Below are 17,680 nucleotides of genomic sequence, written 5' to 3' on the forward strand. Positions count from 1 at the left end.
TATGACTAAATTTTATAAGTATAGGATTGAAATAATTTCCAACTTATCTTTAGAGCTTGATGTTTTTGAATATATGGAAAAAATAGAACAAGAGTTAGGAGAGCTTATATATTATTCTAAGATAGAAAATGTTTACGGAAAAGGTAGGAAGGGGGAAAAACATGGTAACGGTGTTTGGCCAGAAGAAAATTTTATTCTAATTATTTATACTTCCAATCAATCTATTGTTAATAGATTGAAGGATATTGTAGATGATTTGAATCGTTCTTACCCCACAGAGGGGATTAATTTTTTTGTTTTGAGTAATTAATCAGCAAAGGGTATTAATTTTAAAAAATTAAGAATGTTGCAATCGGGTGATTAAATTTATGTTAATATTCCTATAGACATTTTTAAATAATTAGAACACTTATTTCAAAATAAGTGTTCGATTGTCTTAGTAGAAGGCTTTATGAATACTTTTTTATGAATTTATGGTTAATAATGATATAATAAACCATATTAATTTTGTTGAAAGGAGGATTGTATGTCGATAGCAAAGGCATTTTTTGAAGTGGCTGATCAACAAAAGGATAAAATTGCTCAAATATATAAAGTTTGCGATGGATATACTCATATTACTTATGGCGACTTAAAAAACAATGTTTTAAGGCTTGCTTCCTTTTTAAAGTCAATCAATGTTAAGCATCAAGATAAAATATTTATTTGCTCTGAGAATAGGGCTGAATGGACTGTAATAGATTTTGCAATTTTATCTTTGGGTGCTGTTGATATTCCAAAAGGCTCTGATGTTACTCTTTTTGAAGCTGAAATTATTTTTAACTCCGTTCTTCCAAGTATAGTTATTTTAGAAAATTTAACTCTTCTTGATATGTTTGTTAGAATTCCATTTACAGTAAAACCAATATTTATTATTATTGAAAATTTAAACAAAGAAGATAGACTAAGGTATAGTGATTTTGAAATTTATACCTATAGTGATTGCATTTTATTTGGAGATAATTTAAGAAAAGATTCAGAAATTATTGAGATTGCAAGTAAAGTTGATTCTAATGATATGGCAACAATAATATATACTTCTGGAACAACGGGTCATCCAAAGGGAGTAATGCTAAGCCATGCTAATCTTCTTTATCAGGTTTCTAGCTTTAGCTTAATGGTTGATACACAAGTGGGGCAAATATTTATGTGCATTTTGCCAATTTGGCATTCTTTTCAAAGGTCTTTTTCTTACAATATTTTCCTCAAGGGTATGGTTTGTTTATTTTCTACTATTGTTCCAAGAGCCATGCTTAATGATATTAAGAATATTAATCCTCATTATATTGCAGCAGTTCCTAGGCTTTGGATTGCAATAAGGCAAAATATTTACAAAGAAGTTTCTAAAAAACCGTTTATTTTTAGAATAATTTTTCATTTTTTTGTAAAATTGGCATTTCTTAGCGATATTTGCTATAGGGTGGTGATGGGGCTTTATCCGGATAATGGGTTTAGTTTATTTTTTCCTATAAAAAAAATTTTAGGAACATTTGGGTTAATCTGCTTATTTCCTTTTAAAGCTTTGGGAAATATTTTGATTTTTAATAAAATAAATAAAATTTTAGGTAATAATTTTGTTGTTGGAATTACTGGTGGTGGGAGTATGTCTTTGTCTGTTGTTAGATTTTTTAATTCAATTGGCATTGAACTTGCTAATGCTTATGGATTAACAGAAACTTCACCTGGAGTGGCTTCTAATAAACATAAAAAAGTGATTATTGGGACTTGCGGTAAAATTTTACCTGGAACTGTTGCTGAGATTAGAGATGCTGATGGAAATAAACTTGAAAAGCCCGGAAAAGGAATTTTGTTTGTAAAAGGACCTCAAGTAATGCTTGGATATTATAATGATAGGGAGGCAACTTGCAGGATTATTGGTTCTGATGGTTTTTTAAACACGGGGGATATTGCAAAATTATCCAAGGACAATGTTGTTCAAATTATTGGCCGAGAAAAAGATACAATTGTTTTGAATAATGGAGAGAATGTTGAGCCTGGTCCAATTGAGATTAAGCTTGAAGAATCAATATTAATAGAAAAAGCGGTTGTTGTAGGACAAGATCAAAAATTTTTAGGCGCCCTTATTCTTCCAAATTTTGAAGAAATAAATAAGTATCTAGAAAGTGTTGGGCAAAAAATTTTTGATGCTAATAATAGACGTCAAATTATTGCAAACAATATTGTTCTTAAGGCTGTAAATGATGAAATAAAAAAATTAATCAATAGAACCAATGGATTTAAGCCTTTTGAGCAGATATTGAAGTTTACTCTTTTAGAAAAACCATTTGAAGTTGGTAAAGAAATGTCTATTAAGATGGATATTAAGCGAAGCTATATTTTAAATTTTTATAAAAATGAAATTAAAAATTTATTTACTTGATTATTATTTTAAATGCAGCTCAAGCTCTACTATGTCTTCTAATTTTGTATTAGGGGGTATGCTTTGCTTGTAAACAAATCCGTCACCATTTATTTTTATTTTTATAGTATTTTTATAATATTTTAATATGTCTATTGATTCTCTTTTAGAGAGGTTGATAAAATTTGGCAAATATTCTTTGTTTTTATGGTTAGTGACGGTTTTAGGGATTTTAATTTTTGATGGCATTTTGATTTTTTTATATGAGTTTGTATTTTGTTGATGTTCAATAAATTCTATTATTTCTTTTGCCATTGGAGCTGCTATTCTTGTTCCATATATTATTTTTTTGGGATATCTGTATACAATATAAATAATATATTTTGGTTGTTCTGTAGGGTATATTGCCAAGATAGAGGATGTATAGTCTTCTTCTGAGTATTTTCCGGTTTTTCTATCAATGGCCTGAGATGTTCCGCTTTTTGCAGAAATGTCGAGATTTTTAATTTTAAGATTTGGAATTCCACCTTTATTTACAACTTCTCTCATCATTTTTAAAACTTTTTGTGCTGAATTCTTGGATATTACCCTTTTTATTTCTTCCTTATCAAATTTCTTAATATTTTCTCCCTTATCAGTGCTTATTTTTTTTATTATTCTGGGTTTTAACATTATTCCATTGTTACCTAGTGTGCTTGCGGCTTGCAATATTTGAACCGCTGACACCCCTATTTCTTGTCCAAATCCAATTGTAGCTTTACTTCGTCCTGACCATTTTGAATAATGATTTAACAATCCTTTTGTTTCTCCAGGAAATGGAAATCCAACTTTTTCTCCAAATCCAAAATCTAAAAGTTTTTTGTAAAAGTATTCATCGCTAACTTTTTCAGTAATGTAAGCTATTCCTACATTTGATGAATAAACTAAAATCTCTGTAGAATCAATATATTTATAGGGAGGATTTAAGGTTTTGATTGTGATTTTCTCTCCTGACGGAAATTGTTTTTGATATATTCCATTGTCTAAAAATTTTTCTTTTAAATTTAATTTTCCACTTTCTAATAGTATTGCAACTGTAAAAATTTTATTAATGCTTCCAGGCTCATAGGTTAACGATGAAGAAAGGTTTTTTCGTATTTCTTCAGGATATTCAGAATAAAAGTTTGCATCATATTGAGGAAATTGAACCATGGACAATATTTCTCCATTTTGGGAGTTCATTACTAAAGTGATTAAACTTTCGGGATTATTTTCTTTAAAGTATTTTTTAGCTATTTTGCTAACACCTTGTTGTAGATTCATATCTATTGTTAAGTAGATATTATTTGTTTCTAATTCTTCATTTAAAAATTGTTGTCTGGTTTTGTCTTTTCCTAAGATACTATTTAGAGAAAATTCAATGCCTTCAAGGCCAAGATTATCTATTCCCACAAAGCCAGTAATATTACTTGTGGTGTATCTAAAAGGATAAATTCTTGTGTAATCAGGATATAAGGTAATGTTTGAGAGCCTACCTTCAGCTTGAATTCTTTTGATTAAATCAGATTCTTCCCTTTTTATTTTTCTTTTTATATATAAAAATCCTTTATTTGAGGAAAGCTTTTCTTTTAAAATTCTTGAATCAATTTGGAGTATTGCACCAAGAGTTTCGGATGTGTTGACAATGTTTTCTATTTTTTGAGGATTTGTTCCAATTGAGTAAGATTTTGAAGAGAATGCTATTGGTTTGCCATTTCTATCATAAATTGTTCCCCTTTTAACAATATCATTTGACTTTAAAGATACTATATTGTCTGGACTGTTATTGAAGACCATTAATATTAAATATTTGTAAATAGTTAGCAAAGTTATAACCAAGAATATTGTTAATATTGTTTTTGTTCGATACTTATTGTTAAGTCTTTTGGTCATGAGCTTTAGACCCCTTAAATTATTTTATGACTATAGGAAATAAAAAATTATTCATTTTTTTTTGCATCTATATTATTATATGTTATTATATTCTGAAAAAGTAAATTGCTATGTAGCAGGGGGTATAAATCTAATGGACATTAAAACTTTAAAAGGCTTTAAAGATTATTTACCAAAAGATTCTTTGATTCGAATTCATATTGTTAGGCAGATATTTAGCGTTCTTAATTCTTATAATTTTGATTTAATAGATACTCCAGTTCTTGAATATTCGGATTTACTTTTAAAAAAAAGTGGGGATGAGACCGAAAAGCAAATTTATAGATTTAAAGATAATGGAGGTAGAGATGTTTCCATGCGATTTGATTTAACTGTTCCTTTTGCTAGATTTGTTGCTACAAATATTTCCGATTTGAAATTTCCTTTCAGACGCTCTCAATTTGGAAAAGTTTTTAGAGGCGAGAATTCTCAAAAAGGTAGGTACAGAGAATTTATGCAATTCGATTTTGATATAGTTGGAGAGGACAGTTTTAGAGGCGATGCTGAGATTCTTTCTGTTGTGTATTATGGACTTGAAGAGATTTTTTTAAATTTCATAGAAGGCATTAATAAAAAATTTATTATCCATTATTCCCATCTTGGTATATTAAATTCTTTTTTTGAACAGTTAGGAATTAAAGAAAAATCTCTTTTTATTTTAAGAAATATTGACAAAATAGATAAAATAGGAATTGACAAGGTTAAAGAGACTTTGCTTCTTGAGATCGAAAAAGAAGCAGTAGATTTAATCTTAAGTTTAGTGAACTTGCAAGGTACTTTTAAAGACAAAATACAAGTCTTAAAAAGCATTTTAGGTGATAATGAGTCTGTTAAGAGAGTAGAAGATGTTTTTCAGCATCTTAGTTTATTAAAAATTCAAGATTCTTTTAATTTGAATCTTAAAATATCTCGAGGGCTTGATTATTATACAGGGATTGTTTTTGAATCTGAGGTGTTTGGTAGTAATATGGGTAGTGTTTGTAGTGGGGGAAGATACGATAATTTGGTTTCTTCGTTCTCAGGCTCTACGCAAAAGGTTTCAGGAGTTGGGGGATCTTTTGGTGTTGATAGAATAAAGGATATAATTGATCTTGAAAAGTTTAGTTATGTTAAAATATTTGTTACCAAGGCCAGGTCTAAAGTTTTAATTGTAAATCTAGATAGTGCTTTGCAAAATTATTATTATGAGCTTGCTACTAGGTTTAGAAATCATGATTATTCTAAGGTTAAAAATATTTCTTGTGAAGTTTATTTTAAAAATAAAAATGGCAAAAATATTAAAGAACAAATAGAATATGCTTTAAGTAAAGAAATAAGATTTTTAGTTTTTGTTGGTCAAGAAGAATATAAAGAAAATAAAATGAAAGTAAGAGATTTGACAAAAAAAGAAGAGTTGCTGCTTTCTTTTGAAGAGTCAATAAATGTTATCAAATGCAATGAAAAGTTACTGTGTACCCCTTTTTAATCTTAAATGCTAATTGTTTTGAAAAATTTAGGCAAAGATATCAAGATTAACTTGAGTTTTTATCTATTTTTCTAATTGTGATTGCATTTAAGGTGAGTTTATTCTTTTTGTATTCTATTTGTCCAAGTATTTCAACGCTGTCTTTAAAGCCAATGTCAATATCAAAGGTTGTTTTTGTTGGAATAATTCCTGAGAGCACATTTTTGTTGTATCCTACATAAAAATCAAATTGAATTATGTTGTCTTTTTTTTCTATATTATTTACTATTCCTTCCCATTTTACATATACGTTTGAATAGATTGCTGGATCTTTTTTAATATCTTTTAAGTTTAGATATTCATTAAACTCAATAAAGTCTGGCCTTGAGATGAAACTCGCAAGATTTTTGGCTTTTAATTTTATAGATTCTGATGCATTTGAATTTAATATTTTATTTATTTCTACTCTTGCAAAATTATCTTTTCCTGTTTTTAAGTAATCTTTTATTTTTTCGAAAGAATTTTTAATTTCGTCGCTGGTTAGTATTAATATAAATTGTCCCTCGTCATTTTTTATTTTTTCTTTATTATTTATTTTAATGTCGTCAATGTAAGTTGCAATGTTGTTTAAGTTTTTGTTTATTTCTGCTTGCCAATTTGTGGATATTGTTGTTTTTTGTTTATAAAAAATAAAATAGATTGCTAAGATTGAAATTAATATAATTCCTCCAATGGCAATTATTATGATTAATTTTGTTAAATTTTTATCAGGTATTGTTTTAATTATTGGGAACAATTTCTCGTATAGGTTGCTATTTTTTAAAAAAATAGATCCTTTAACAGGATTTTTTCGAATAATTTCAAGAGACAGTTCTGATTTCTCAACTTCTTGATTTTCTTCTATCATTTTAAGCCATATTTGAATAGCTTTTTCTTCTTTGCCTTGACTTACTAAAAGTATAGCAATAGCTTGCTTTATATTTGGTTCGCTTGGGTTTAAAGTATAGGCTTTTTTAAGATATGTTTGAGCATTGCCAAGGTTTCCAATGCGAAGATAAGACATTCCTAAAACATAGTGATACAAATAGCAATTTTTGTAGAAAAAAATTTCTTTTTCTAGTAGCTTTATTGATTGTGAATATTTTTTTGAATTATAGTAAGAAATAGCCTTGTTAATAATTTTATTAGACTCCATATAGCTAGAATTTGACCCCACAATTTTCTTTTTAATATTATAATATAAGAGTTTCTTTTAAAAGAATAATAAACAGAATATTGTTATTTTGCCTTAATTTCTTGTTTGACTAAAAATTGATAAATGATATAATTATGTAAAGTGTATTGGGGGTTTTTATATATTTTTTAAAGTGGTGGGGATGTGTCATCAGAAAGAATCGTTGAATTGATTAAAGAGATTTATTTAGATTTTAGAAAAGGCAATTTTAAAGAAGCTTTAGTAAAATCCGAAGAAGCGCATTCTCTTGATTTTGATAATATTGAAATTTTGACAGCTTTGAAAAGCTCTGTGTATTGGAATGGGCAAGTTGAAAGCCTTGATAGAATAGGGCAGGATTATGAAAAGGCAGAATTTTTAATAAGAGAGTGGAATAATTTTGCAGGACGATATTTGAAAAAGATGGGTTGTAATTTTTTGCAAGGTCGTAATTCTATAAAATATTTTGTGTTTCAAACTTGTCTTTACATATATAAAAATATATACAAACTACATCCAGAAAATTTGGATCTTTTAATAAAAATTGCTAAGTCTTATAAAGGTATGGGGAATTACGAAAAAGCAATTAATGTCTTTTTGAAAATATTAGGGAATGCTAAGGAAAACTCAGATGTTGTTGCAGAGCTTGCTGATTCTTATGCGTTGATTGATGAAATTAAAGAGGCTAAAGTCTTATTTCGAGAGGCTTTTTTTATCAATCCTCAAAAGATAGATATATATTCTCTTGAGTCCGATATGATTTTAAGATTAATAGATCTTATTAAGTCTGACAGAAATATTTCAGATGATCTTATAAAAGAGTGGATTCCTGTTTACGGCTCTCTTAATGGTGTTTTCAATGTTAAAAGAGAATTAAGACCTATAGAGCTTGGACAGCTAAAGCAGTCTGTTTACAGTTTGCGCAATGAACTTAAAGAAAAGTCTTATAGATCAATAAATGAGAGTATACTACTTCCAAGGCTTATTAATAAGTATTTTTGGCTTATTGATCATTATGTAAGAATAAAAGAGGATAGAGCACGCATTGATGAGATTTTGTTATACATAAAAGAAATAGACTTAGGAATTTATCAACAGTATGTAAATTAGTTGTTTGATGCTAAAAATTGATATTAGGAGAGTTTAATGTCTAATGTTACCATAGAGAAATTAGATAGTATTTTACAAGAAGATAAGTGGACAAGAATAGTTGTTAATAATTATTCTCTTGCTAAAATAAAAGAATTGGATGATTTGATAGATAATATAATTGATGAGGGGTTAACAGAGGATGTGCTTGATATTTGTGGAAGGCATTTAAAGGATGTTAAAAAAAGCATAGCAGGTCTTTATATTTCTGGAATGCTTATATATAGCAGGCGACCTTTAAATGATATGAATTTGCTTGCAGTTATTGATTTATTTTCTCAAAACTTAAAGTGGGCTCTTGTTGAGCATATATGTAATGAAATGCTTTCTATTTCTGAGAATAAGCATGCTCTTTATACCCTTGCAAAAATATATGCCCAAAATAACGAAAATGATAAGCTTCCAAATATTTGGACTAGAATTGTTGAAGCAGATATTGATGACACTGTGTTTGTAAGACAACTTGCTACTTATTATGAAACTATTGATTTGCAAAAATCAATTTTCTATTTTAGAAAAGCTATTTATCGTTTTATTGATAAAAAACAAATGTCAGGAATCAGAGAAGTATGGGCAAAGCTTATTTATTATGTTTCGGGTGATTTTGATTCTTTTTTGCTTATTTTGCAAAAAATTGAGAAGGATCTTGGATTTAAAAAGGCTATAGTTCTTTATGAAGATTTATTTGATCATTATTCTTTAACTGATAATATTGATGAGACAATAGAAATTTTAAAAGGTATTTTAAAGCTTGACAATAAAAATCATAAGGCAAGAGAAAATTTAGTTAAATTTTTAAGAGAAAGATATAAAGATGTAAAAAATATTGAAGATTATCTTATAAAGTCTGATATTGAAAACTTAGATAAAAATTTTGTTGATGTATATTCAGATTTTGAAAAATATTTGTTTTTTGCAAAGGGTAACTTTGTTTATCACCAGACTTGGTCTGTTGGAATAGTAAAAGATGTAAATGATCACGGCATTACAGTTGATTTTGTTTCTAAAAGAGGGCATTTTATTGGCTTTGATATGGCAATGTCGGCTCTTTCTCCTCTTAATAGAGAGGATATTAGGGTATTAAAAGCTGTAACGCCCAAAGAGGAACTTGCAGATAGAGTAAAAAAAGATATTGAGTGGGCTATAAAAGTTATTATCAAAAGTTATAAAGCTATTGATTTGAAGGGAATAAAAAAAGAGCTAGTGCCAAGTTTGATGACTCAAAGTTCTTGGAATTCATGGAGCTTGAAAGCAAAGCAAATTTTAAAGGATAATCCCCATTTTGTTATGGATTCTAGTAAGCTTGATTGTTATGTATATAATGAGAGATCTTCCAATTTGAATGAAAAAATGTATGATAAATTTAAAATTGAGAAAGATTTTTATAAAAGATACGAGATATTTATAAACTATTGTAATGTTAAAGGAATTGTTAAGGATTTGCATATTGAAGAAGAGATGCTTAATTATTTTTTAATTTATGTAAACAATTTTACAAAGGTTGATCATCACGTTATAAGCTCTTACGTTATTCTTAAATCTTTAAGTAATTTTTCTGAAGAATTGTCATCAAAAGTTAATATAGAAAAAGATGTTAATTTGGAATCTTTGTTAAAGGAGTATTCAAAAGGAATAGTAGATCTTTTTGATTCAATTTTGAATGCGGAAATTAAAAAAGAATTGGTCATTTTAATTAAAAAAGAACTTGGCAATTGGATTTTGTACTATAAGGAGCTTTTTCCTCATTCTGTTAATAAGAAATTGGTTGAATCACTTTATAAAGAAGATCCTAAAGAAGTGGAAAAATTATTTAATTATGTTATAAAAAATTATAAGGTTTATAAGGATGCTTATATTTGGATTTTGAAGCACTCTAAAACCTATTCCATTGAACTGAGTTATTCAGATGCAGATCTTTTAGTCAATTTGATTAAAATTTTAACAGATAGTGTTATCAAGATTAATAATAAAAATAATTCTGTTGCAAGTAAAAGAATCTATAAAATGGTAATTAATCTTTTAGTTAAAGATGGATATCTTAAATCGGTTTTAGAGTGCTTTAGAGATGAAGAGCTTGCAAAGAGAGTTTATATGACTTGTTTTTATGTAAAAGATTTCCCTCCTAAAGATCTTTTAGAGATTAAATCTATAATAAGGCAATTATTTGATTCTGTTGAGTTTGAGGATGAAAAGATGCAGCTTGCAGGTGAGAGAATGGAAATTGGATTTTTAACTATATTAAGTTCTTTGAATAAAAAGCAAAAAGAGCTTAAGCATTTAAAGGAAGTTGAAATTCCAGAAAATTCGAAAGAAATTGGGAAAGCTCGTGAACTTGGTGATTTAAAAGAAAATGCTGAATATCATTCAGCTAAGGAAAAACAACAGTTTTTAACAAAAAGATTAAACTCCTTAATGTTGGAAATAGAGAATGCAAAAGTTATAGATACCAAAGATCTTCAAAGTTCTGTTGTTGGTTTTGGGACTAAAGTTGTCATTTTAAATGAAATTACGGGCAAAGATGAAACTTATTTAATACTTGGGCCTTGGGAATCAAATCCTGATGAGGGCATTATTTCGTATAAGTCACCTTTTGGAGAAAATTTGCTTGATTCTAAGGAAGGCGATAGTCTCAATTTTATTATAAATAATACTAATTTTAGATATTTTGTTAAGAAAATAGAACCCATAAAATTTAGCTAGGAAAAATTTAGGAATGTCAAAGTTAAAGGAAAAAAGAGAAAAAGTTACTGTTGGTATAGAGAGAGCAAATAAAGAGGAAGCTATTGAGCTTGCAAGAGTTCAAATAGAAAAGACTTTCGGAAAAGGAAGTCTTATTAAGATGGGAGAATCTCCTGTTGGAAAAGGTATAAAGAGCATGTCAAGTGGATCTATTGTATTAGATGAAGCTCTTGGTATTGGTGGGTATCCTAGGGGGCGCATAATAGAAATTTTTGGCCCTGAGTCGTCTGGCAAAACCACTTTAACCCTTCAAGCAATTGCTGAGGTGCAAAAAGAAGGAGGCATAGCTGCTTTTATTGATGCTGAGCATGCTCTTGATCCTGTTTATGCGAAAGCTTTAGGAGTTAATGTTTCAGAGCTTTGGCTTAGTCAGCCTGATACCGGAGAACAAGCTCTTGAGATTGCAGAACATTTAATCAGAAGTGGTGGTATTGATTTAATTGTAGTTGATTCTGTAGCAGCTTTGACCCCAAAATTAGAGATAGATGGAGAAATGGGAGATTCTCAGATCGGTCTTCAAGCAAGGTTAATGAGCAAGGCTCTTAGAAAGATTACAGGCATACTTTCTAAATCTAATACTTGCATTATGTTTATTAACCAAATAAGAATGAGGATTGGTATCATGTTTGGCAATCCCGAGACCACTACTGGTGGGAATGCTTTAAAGTTTTATTCATCTCTTAGACTTGAGGTTCGAAAAATTGAACAAATAACCAAATCAGGCTCAAGCGACGATGTTATTGGCAATAAGATAAGAGTTAAAATTGTAAAAAATAAGGTTGCCCCACCTTTTCGCAAAGTAGAATTGGTAATTTATTTTGGGAAAGGTATTTCTAGGGAAGCTGGTATTTTGGATTCTGCTATTAAGCATAATTTAATACAAAAGACGGGTTCTTGGTATTCATTAGGAGATAATAAGTTAGGACAGGGAAGAGAGAGTGTTATTGAGTGTCTTAGTAAAGAAGTAGAACTTGCAAATGATTTGGATAAGAGGCTTAGAGAAATAATTTTTAATAATTTTGATCAAGAAGATGTTAGTTTGATTGAATTCAAGGAAGGTGAAAGTGAATATTAGGGAAAATTTAAATGTCGGAATTAGGTAGTTACTCTATCAGCCTTGATAATTTTAAAGGTGGAATAGAGCTTTTTTTTGAATATGTTAGTATAAATAGACATGTTTTAAGAACTTTAAGTTTAAATCAAATAATTGAAGAATTTATAGTTGTTTCAAGTGACCTTAATATAAGTATTAAGGGATTGATCGATTTTTTTTATCTTGCTAATAATTTGTTTTATTGGAAAACTCAAATTTTATTCCCATTAAAGCTTGAATATAAAGATAAATCAGAGCGTAAGATTGTGGAAAGGTTAGTAGGTTATAGTAAGAATAGAGAAAGTGAAAAATTACAATTAAATCAAATAAAGAATTTTAAATTTTATGACTCAAAAATGATTGAAGATTTTATTTTTGGTAATAGTAGTAATTTTGTTAAAAATATTAATGCTATTACTAATGATAATAATAAAAAGAAAAATCTGAAAAGAAAGTCTAGTGTATTGAAAGAAAAAGTTATTAAGAAAAATTCTTTGTGTAATAAAAAATTTAAAGTTATTTGTAATAAATATGAATTGAAAATTTTTGAAAAAAAAATGAAAATTATTTCTATTTTAAATAAAGAGAGTAATGTAATTTTTGACTCTCTTTTAGATTTTAATGCTGGCAATTATTCCTTTGAGAGATTTTCTTATTTTTTGGTATCTCTTGAGTGCAAAATGCTTAATATTGTGAATTTAGGCTATCTGGATAATAAATTAGTATTGTATCGAGGTTGTAAAATTAATGATTGCACTTAAAACACCCAGAATTCATGTGTTTTTAGCTGAAAAGGGGGTAGGCTCAAGAAGATTTTGCGAAGAGTTGATAAGGAAGAAGCTTGTAAGAGTTAATGGTTCTATTGCCAAGCTCGGGGATAAGGTCACTTTAGGGGATAGAATAATTTATAAGAAACAGGTTTATCTTTTTAAAGATTTTCAAAGTAAGGATAGAGTTTATTTAGCTCTTAATAAGCCTAAAAATTATTTATGTTCGAATTTTGATGCTAATGGGAGAAAGTTAGCAATATCTTTGGTTCAGCCTTTATTTAAAGAGCGTGTATTCTCAATTGGTAGGCTTGATTTTAAAAGTTCTGGACTATTATTATTCACTAATGATGGCAAATTTGCAAACGATATTATTCATCCAAGGCTAAAAGTTGAAAGAGAATATATTATAGAATCAAAAAAAGATATTGATGAAAATTTACTTATTTCTTTTAAGTCAGGTATAAAGATAAAAAAAGAATTTTTTAAATTAAAATCTTATGAAATTTTAAATAAAAATTCTGCCAGATTGATTTTAGACGAAGGGAAAAATAGAGAGATAAGAAAAGTATTCTTAAGCAAGAGTGTTTTTTTAAAAAAAATTCATAGAATTAGAATTGGCAATATTAATTTAGATAGTTTAAAGGAAGGTCAAGTTAAAATTATTCCTTTGGTTAAGATAAATAGGTTGAAATCTATGCTGGAGAGGTTAAATGATAATAGCAATTGATGGACCTTCAGCATCAGGAAAAAGTTCAATTGCAAGAGAGCTTAGTGTAAAATTGGGTTTTAAATTTATCAGTTCTGGGTATCTTTATAGAATAATAACTTTAATTGCCCAAAGATCTCTTATGAGTAGCTGCGATTTTATTAATGAGAGTAGACTTTTAAATTTGGTTCTTGAGAATGATATAAGTTTTAATGATTCTAGCTTTTTGCTTAATGGAGAGGATGTTGAAAATCAAATTTTAAACGATAAGATTGATTTTCAGGTTTCTTTTTATTCTTCTTATATTGGAATAAGAAATTTTGTGAATAAAAAATTAAGAGAGGTTGTTAAATTTAGCGATGATAATTATATAATAGAAGGTAGAGATATTACTACTATTGTTTTTCCAGAGTCCGAATTTAAAATATATCTGGATGCTTCTGTTAAAGTTCGAGCCTTAAGGCGATATAAACAAAGAAATGGAAATGAGACTTTAGAAGAATTAGAGCGCACTCTTAAAATAAGAGACGATGTTGACAAGAATAAACAATATGGTAAGTTGAAATTATCAAAAGGGGTTTTTTACCTTGATACAAGCTATAAAGGATTAGACGATGTATGTAATATTATAATAGAAAAGTTTAATTTGAAAAAAGTAAGAGAGAGGTGAGAATGGAAAATCAAAAAGATTTACAAGAAAATTATTTAAAAGTGCTTGAAAGAGTAGAACTTGGAAGTCGTGTTTCTGGGACGATTGTTAACATTATGAAGGATTATGTTCTAGTAGATATTGGCTATAAATCTGAAGGCTTTATCAAGATTGAAGAATTTGAAAATGTTCCCAAAATTGGTGATAAACTTGAAGCAATCGTTGAAAGAATAGGTGGAGAATTGGGACTAATTTTGAGTGTTGAAAAGCTTGATTCTTTAAATTTTCAAGATAAAGTAAGTGAATATATTCAAAATAAAAAAGTAATTAAAGGTAAAGTGTTGGTCGAGCTTTCGAATGGCTATAAGATTCAAATTAATGAAAATGTTTCTGGCTTTATGCCTTTTTATTTAAGCTCTAAATCTAAGGATGAAAAATTAAAAAGAGGCTCTATTGTTGAATTTTACATACTTGAGGCAAGCGAAGCAGATGGTTTGAGGCTTATTCTTGATAGGCGAACTTTAGAAAGAGAAAGAGATTTTGCTAAGAGAATAGAGCTGGTAAGTTCTTATAATCAAGAAGATGTGGTTGATGGCGTGGTAGATCGTATTACAGAATATGGTGCAATTATAAAAATTAAAAATTTTGTTACAGGAATTTTACATAAAAGAAATATTGCTTTTAATCAAGTTGAAAATATTGAAGATTTTATTAGAGTTGGTGATAAGTTAAAATTGAAAATTATTAAAATAAATCCACAAACAGGCAAAATGGAATTATCTCTTAAGGCCTTAAAAGCAAATCCTTGGGATTCTGTAGATATTAAATATAAAATTGATAGCATTGTAAAAGGGAAGGTTGCAAAAATTTTACCCTTTGGAGCTGTTATTGAGCTTGACAGCGAATTGTCGGGGTTTTTACATATAAGTAATTTTTCTTGGATAAGGGTAGTAAAGAGTCCTCAAGAATTAATAAAACTTGGTCAGATAGTAGAAGTTAAGATTTTAGAGATAGATAAAGAAAATCAAAAAATATCTCTGGGTATTAAACAGATCAATGAAAATCCTTGGGAGAGATTAACTGAGAAATATCCTATTGGAAAAGTTATTCAAGGGGTTGTTACTAATATTACAAAAACAGGTGCTTTTGTAAATATTGAAGAAGGCATAGATGCTTATGTGAGTAAGTTTGATATTTCTTGGCTTGAAGAGATTGATCCTGAGGAATATTTCAAAATAGGTGATTTAGTGAATGGAAAAGTGCTTGAGGTTGACAAGCGAAAGAGAAATGTTAGATTAGGAATTAAGCAGCTAGAAGAGAGCCCTTGGGAAGATTTTTCTAAAAGCTATAAAAAAGGTGATACTATTGAGGTTGAGATTGTAGAGAAAAAATCAAAAGGCTTTCAAGTAAGAGTTTATAATAAAATAATGGGATTTATTAGCAAAATTCAACTAGGAGATACAAAAGAATCTAGTTTAGAAACTTTTGAAAAATTGAGCATTGGAGATAAGCTTAAAGTGGTAATAACAAGTATTGATTTTAAAGACAAATCGGTGTTGCTCTCTTATAGAGAATATGAAAATCAAAGATCAAGAGAAGAGATTTCTTCTTATTTATTTAAAGGTAATGATGAGGAATCTTATAAACCATTTGAAAATTTATTAAAGAGGGATGAATAATGGCTAAGAACAATCTTTTAGTTTTTTTTATTGCTATTATTTTTGTGTTTGTATCTATTATTGTTGTTTTTTATAATTCTTTAGGCAAAGATTATGTAAAGAGTGGTGGAGAAATAGTTGAAAATCTTGAAAAGGATTTAAATGATTTTTTAAAAGAAAATGATGTCAAAGAGAGAGAAAAAATATCTCTTAGGATAAAAGAATTTATTTTAAAGGAAAAAGAAATTTCATCTTACTTTATTTCAAGGTTTTATTTGGCTAAAGCTATTTATTTACAAAGTCAAGCACAGTATGATGAGGCTATTAAGGATTTAGATATTGTTATTAAGGCAAAAGGTATTGAAAGCGAAATTGCTTTTATTAATAAAGCTGCAATTTATGAAAAAATGGGATTAAAAGAAGATGCTTTATTGGTTTATGAGGATCTTATTGATAGCACCAGTTTAGGGTTTTTAAAGGTAAGAGCTCTTTTAAGTAAGGCAATATTGATTGAGGAAAAAGATAAAGATCTTGCTGTGAAAGTATATGAAGAGATTGTTAAGTTTCCATATGAAAATAATTTATATATAAATATAGCAAATAATAAAATTTTAGAACTTAAGCAAAATTAATTTGTATTTTTAGGGAGGTTTTATAATTTTTTTTATCTTATATTTTATATTTTGTTTAGGGTTTTTTGGATGTGGTCTTGACAATATTTTAATCCTTCCTCCGCCAGAAAAGATCGACAATCGAATTTCAAGAGATTCTGTGGCTTTTTTTTTGCCAGCAGGTTATTTTTCTAATCAAGCAGCTGAAAAGTTAAGGGGTTTTGATATATATTACAAGTTTTATCCGGAAGGCGCCAATTATCATATAAGTAGTTTTCGAAAAAGTGTGGAAAAAGATTTTGAAGCTTTAAAGGGTGTTTTTGACAATGTTAGTGAATTTAATAATAGAGGGTTTTATAAAATAAATTTAAGTTCTACTATGTATTCAGGTAAGCCTGTTTTTAAATTAGATAAAGAATGGGTCGATAGTAAATTACCTTTGTATTTTGAGATAAATTTTGGAGAATTAAGAAAAGATGTTCCCGGTGAGGCTTTTATTATTGTAAGAAATGGAAATACTTCTTCATCTCCTGTTCTTCTTGAAAAGAAAAACATATATAGGTCTTATATTGACAAAGGGGAATATATAGGTTTTTCAAAATCTATTAAAAAGTCCAATTCTTTAGACAAAGAGAAAAGACCAATTGATTTAAAACATATAAACGACGATTTTTTTACAAAAGACATTGCCCCTAAATACAATTTGGCAATTTTTGTTATGGGTGTAGGCAGCATTGTTGACGATGCTTATAGTGTTCTTATTGATCTTGGAGATTTATCGGGATTCAGTTTGAATTAGTTGATTTTAAGGGAGGAGGGAGTGTGATAGTATTTTTTTCTCATTTGATTTTAACAAACATTGTTATTTCTTTTTTGGTAAGCTTTTTTGTTATGTTTTTAAACATATTGAATTTTAAGTTTTTAGTAATTTATTTAATAAGCTTTTTAGGTGGCATTATATTTCTATTTTTTATCCCTTTTTTCTATTCTGATTATTATGAAAGGCAAATAGATTTTATTCTTTATTTATTTCCTATTTTGGGTTCAGTGATTTTAATAGGTTTGATTAAATTCTCTGAAAGAAATAAGAACGACTTGTAAAAGAATGATTTTAAAAGAGCTAGGGGCTAATTATTTTTTAATATTTTTTATTAATTGATTTGTTAATAATTTTGTTAAAGAGTAAATGTTTATTTTTAGTGCAGTAGACTTATTGATTAGATTGTTTTATTATAGTTCTTATTAAATAAGAGATAATTTCCGCTATGAGGTGTCATAGTGAGTAAAAGAGAAGGATAAT

General features: G+C 28.2%; 15 protein-coding genes. 13 read left to right on the top strand and 2 right to left on the bottom strand.

The genetic code is table 11. The features are described 5' to 3' along the window. Position 1 precedes the first annotated feature (1 nt). Together HNR35_RS03570 and HNR35_RS03575 are read left to right on the top strand one after the other, a co-directional pair. A complete protein-coding gene (locus HNR35_RS03570) occupies positions 2-310 on the top strand; it encodes a PG0541 family transporter-associated protein (RefSeq protein ID WP_006433564.1) in 309 nt (102 codons plus the stop codon). Positions 311-526: 216 nt separating this feature from the next. Continuing rightward, positions 527-2,419, top strand: a complete 1,893-nt coding sequence (locus HNR35_RS03575) for an AMP-binding protein (RefSeq protein ID WP_183223969.1) — start codon at positions 527-529, stop codon at positions 2,417-2,419. A gap of 3 nt (positions 2,420-2,422) precedes the next feature. Here the strand turns inward: HNR35_RS03575 and HNR35_RS03580 are convergent, their stop codons facing one another. After that, positions 2,423-4,309, bottom strand: a complete 1,887-nt coding sequence (locus tag HNR35_RS03580; protein ID WP_183223971.1) for a penicillin-binding protein — start codon at positions 4,307-4,309, stop codon at positions 2,423-2,425. A gap of 133 nt (positions 4,310-4,442) precedes the next feature. On the opposite strand from HNR35_RS03580, the gene hisS reads away from it, so the two are divergent. After that, on the top strand, positions 4,443-5,813 hold the full coding sequence (gene hisS / locus HNR35_RS03585) for a histidine--tRNA ligase (protein WP_183223973.1): 1,371 nt from the start codon (positions 4,443-4,445) through the stop codon (positions 5,811-5,813). Positions 5,814-5,859: 46 nt separating this feature from the next. Here the strand turns inward: hisS and HNR35_RS03590 are convergent, their stop codons facing one another. Continuing rightward, the gene (locus tag HNR35_RS03590; RefSeq protein WP_183223975.1) at positions 5,860-6,987 is read right to left on the bottom strand and encodes a tetratricopeptide repeat protein; all 1,128 of its coding nucleotides are present in this window, start codon (positions 6,985-6,987) and stop codon (positions 5,860-5,862) included. A 183-nt stretch (positions 6,988-7,170) separates the two neighbouring features. Here HNR35_RS03590 and HNR35_RS03595 point away from each other — a divergent pair, with 183 nt between their 5' ends. The 10 genes from HNR35_RS03595 to HNR35_RS03640 all read left to right on the top strand — a co-directional run bounded on the left by HNR35_RS03595 (position 7,171) and on the right by HNR35_RS03640 (position 17,481). Further along, a complete protein-coding gene (locus HNR35_RS03595) occupies positions 7,171-8,115 on the top strand; it encodes a tetratricopeptide repeat protein (RefSeq protein WP_183223977.1) in 945 nt (314 codons plus the stop codon). A gap of 36 nt (positions 8,116-8,151) precedes the next feature. Beyond that, entirely contained in the window at positions 8,152-10,854 is a 2,703-nt protein-coding gene (gene greA, locus HNR35_RS03600) for a transcription elongation factor GreA (protein WP_006433485.1), read from the top strand. A gap of 13 nt (positions 10,855-10,867) precedes the next feature. Continuing rightward, positions 10,868-11,968 carry a recombinase RecA gene (gene recA, locus HNR35_RS03605; protein WP_183223979.1) on the top strand — a complete coding sequence of 367 codons (1,101 nt, stop codon included), beginning with the start codon at positions 10,868-10,870 and terminating at the stop codon, positions 11,966-11,968. An 11-nt stretch (positions 11,969-11,979) separates the two neighbouring features. Beyond that, entirely contained in the window at positions 11,980-12,747 is a 768-nt protein-coding gene (locus HNR35_RS03610; RefSeq protein WP_183223981.1) for a hypothetical protein, read from the top strand. Further along, the gene (locus HNR35_RS03615) at positions 12,734-13,483 is read left to right on the top strand and encodes a pseudouridine synthase (protein WP_006433402.1); all 750 of its coding nucleotides are present in this window, start codon (positions 12,734-12,736) and stop codon (positions 13,481-13,483) included. The genes HNR35_RS03610 and HNR35_RS03615 overlap by 14 nt, the downstream gene beginning before the upstream one ends. Then, positions 13,467-14,132, top strand: a complete 666-nt coding sequence (gene cmk / locus HNR35_RS03620) for a (d)CMP kinase (protein ID WP_183223983.1) — start codon at positions 13,467-13,469, stop codon at positions 14,130-14,132. The genes HNR35_RS03615 and cmk overlap by 17 nt, the downstream gene beginning before the upstream one ends. Before the next feature lie 2 nt (positions 14,133-14,134). Beyond that, positions 14,135-15,790: a 30S ribosomal protein S1 gene (locus HNR35_RS03625; RefSeq protein ID WP_183223985.1), complete on the top strand. Its 1,656-nt coding sequence runs from the start codon at positions 14,135-14,137 to the stop codon at positions 15,788-15,790. After that, complete coding sequence (locus HNR35_RS03630) at positions 15,790-16,401, top strand: tetratricopeptide repeat protein (protein WP_183223987.1); 612 nt, start codon at positions 15,790-15,792, stop codon at positions 16,399-16,401. Before HNR35_RS03625 ends, HNR35_RS03630 begins: the two co-directional genes overlap by 1 nt. A gap of 85 nt (positions 16,402-16,486) precedes the next feature. After that, a complete protein-coding gene (locus HNR35_RS03635; RefSeq protein WP_183224154.1) occupies positions 16,487-17,179 on the top strand; it encodes a hypothetical protein in 693 nt (230 codons plus the stop codon). Between the two features lie 23 nt (positions 17,180-17,202). Beyond that, positions 17,203-17,481: a hypothetical protein gene (locus tag HNR35_RS03640; protein ID WP_183223989.1), complete on the top strand. Its 279-nt coding sequence runs from the start codon at positions 17,203-17,205 to the stop codon at positions 17,479-17,481. The last annotated feature ends 199 nt before the right edge of the window (positions 17,482-17,680 follow it).

The organism is Borreliella spielmanii (assembly GCF_014201705.1).
Taxonomy (GTDB): Bacteria; Spirochaetota; Spirochaetia; order Borreliales; family Borreliaceae; genus Borreliella; species Borreliella spielmanii.

Bases quoted from the DNA above. Each gene is read 5' to 3' on its own strand.
- HNR35_RS03590 (WP_183223975.1), bottom strand. From the start codon at position 6,987: ATGGAGTCTAATAAAATTATTAACAAGGCTATTTCTTACTATAATTCA.
- HNR35_RS03570 (WP_006433564.1), top strand. From the start codon at position 2: ATGACTAAATTTTATAAGTATAGGATTGAAATAATTTCCAACTTATCT.
- HNR35_RS03625 (WP_183223985.1), top strand. From the start codon at position 14,135: ATGGAAAATCAAAAAGATTTACAAGAAAATTATTTAAAAGTGCTTGAA.
- HNR35_RS03580 (WP_183223971.1), bottom strand. From the start codon at position 4,309: ATGACCAAAAGACTTAACAATAAGTATCGAACAAAAACAATATTAACA.
- HNR35_RS03615 (WP_006433402.1), top strand. From the start codon at position 12,734: ATGATTGCACTTAAAACACCCAGAATTCATGTGTTTTTAGCTGAAAAG.
- recA (WP_183223979.1), top strand. From the start codon at position 10,868: ATGTCAAAGTTAAAGGAAAAAAGAGAAAAAGTTACTGTTGGTATAGAG.
- HNR35_RS03630 (WP_183223987.1), top strand. From the start codon at position 15,790: ATGGCTAAGAACAATCTTTTAGTTTTTTTTATTGCTATTATTTTTGTG.
- hisS (WP_183223973.1), top strand. From the start codon at position 4,443: ATGGACATTAAAACTTTAAAAGGCTTTAAAGATTATTTACCAAAAGAT.
- cmk (WP_183223983.1), top strand. From the start codon at position 13,467: ATGATAATAGCAATTGATGGACCTTCAGCATCAGGAAAAAGTTCAATT.
- HNR35_RS03575 (WP_183223969.1), top strand. From the start codon at position 527: ATGTCGATAGCAAAGGCATTTTTTGAAGTGGCTGATCAACAAAAGGAT.
- HNR35_RS03610 (WP_183223981.1), top strand. From the start codon at position 11,980: ATGTCGGAATTAGGTAGTTACTCTATCAGCCTTGATAATTTTAAAGGT.
- greA (WP_006433485.1), top strand. From the start codon at position 8,152: ATGTCTAATGTTACCATAGAGAAATTAGATAGTATTTTACAAGAAGAT.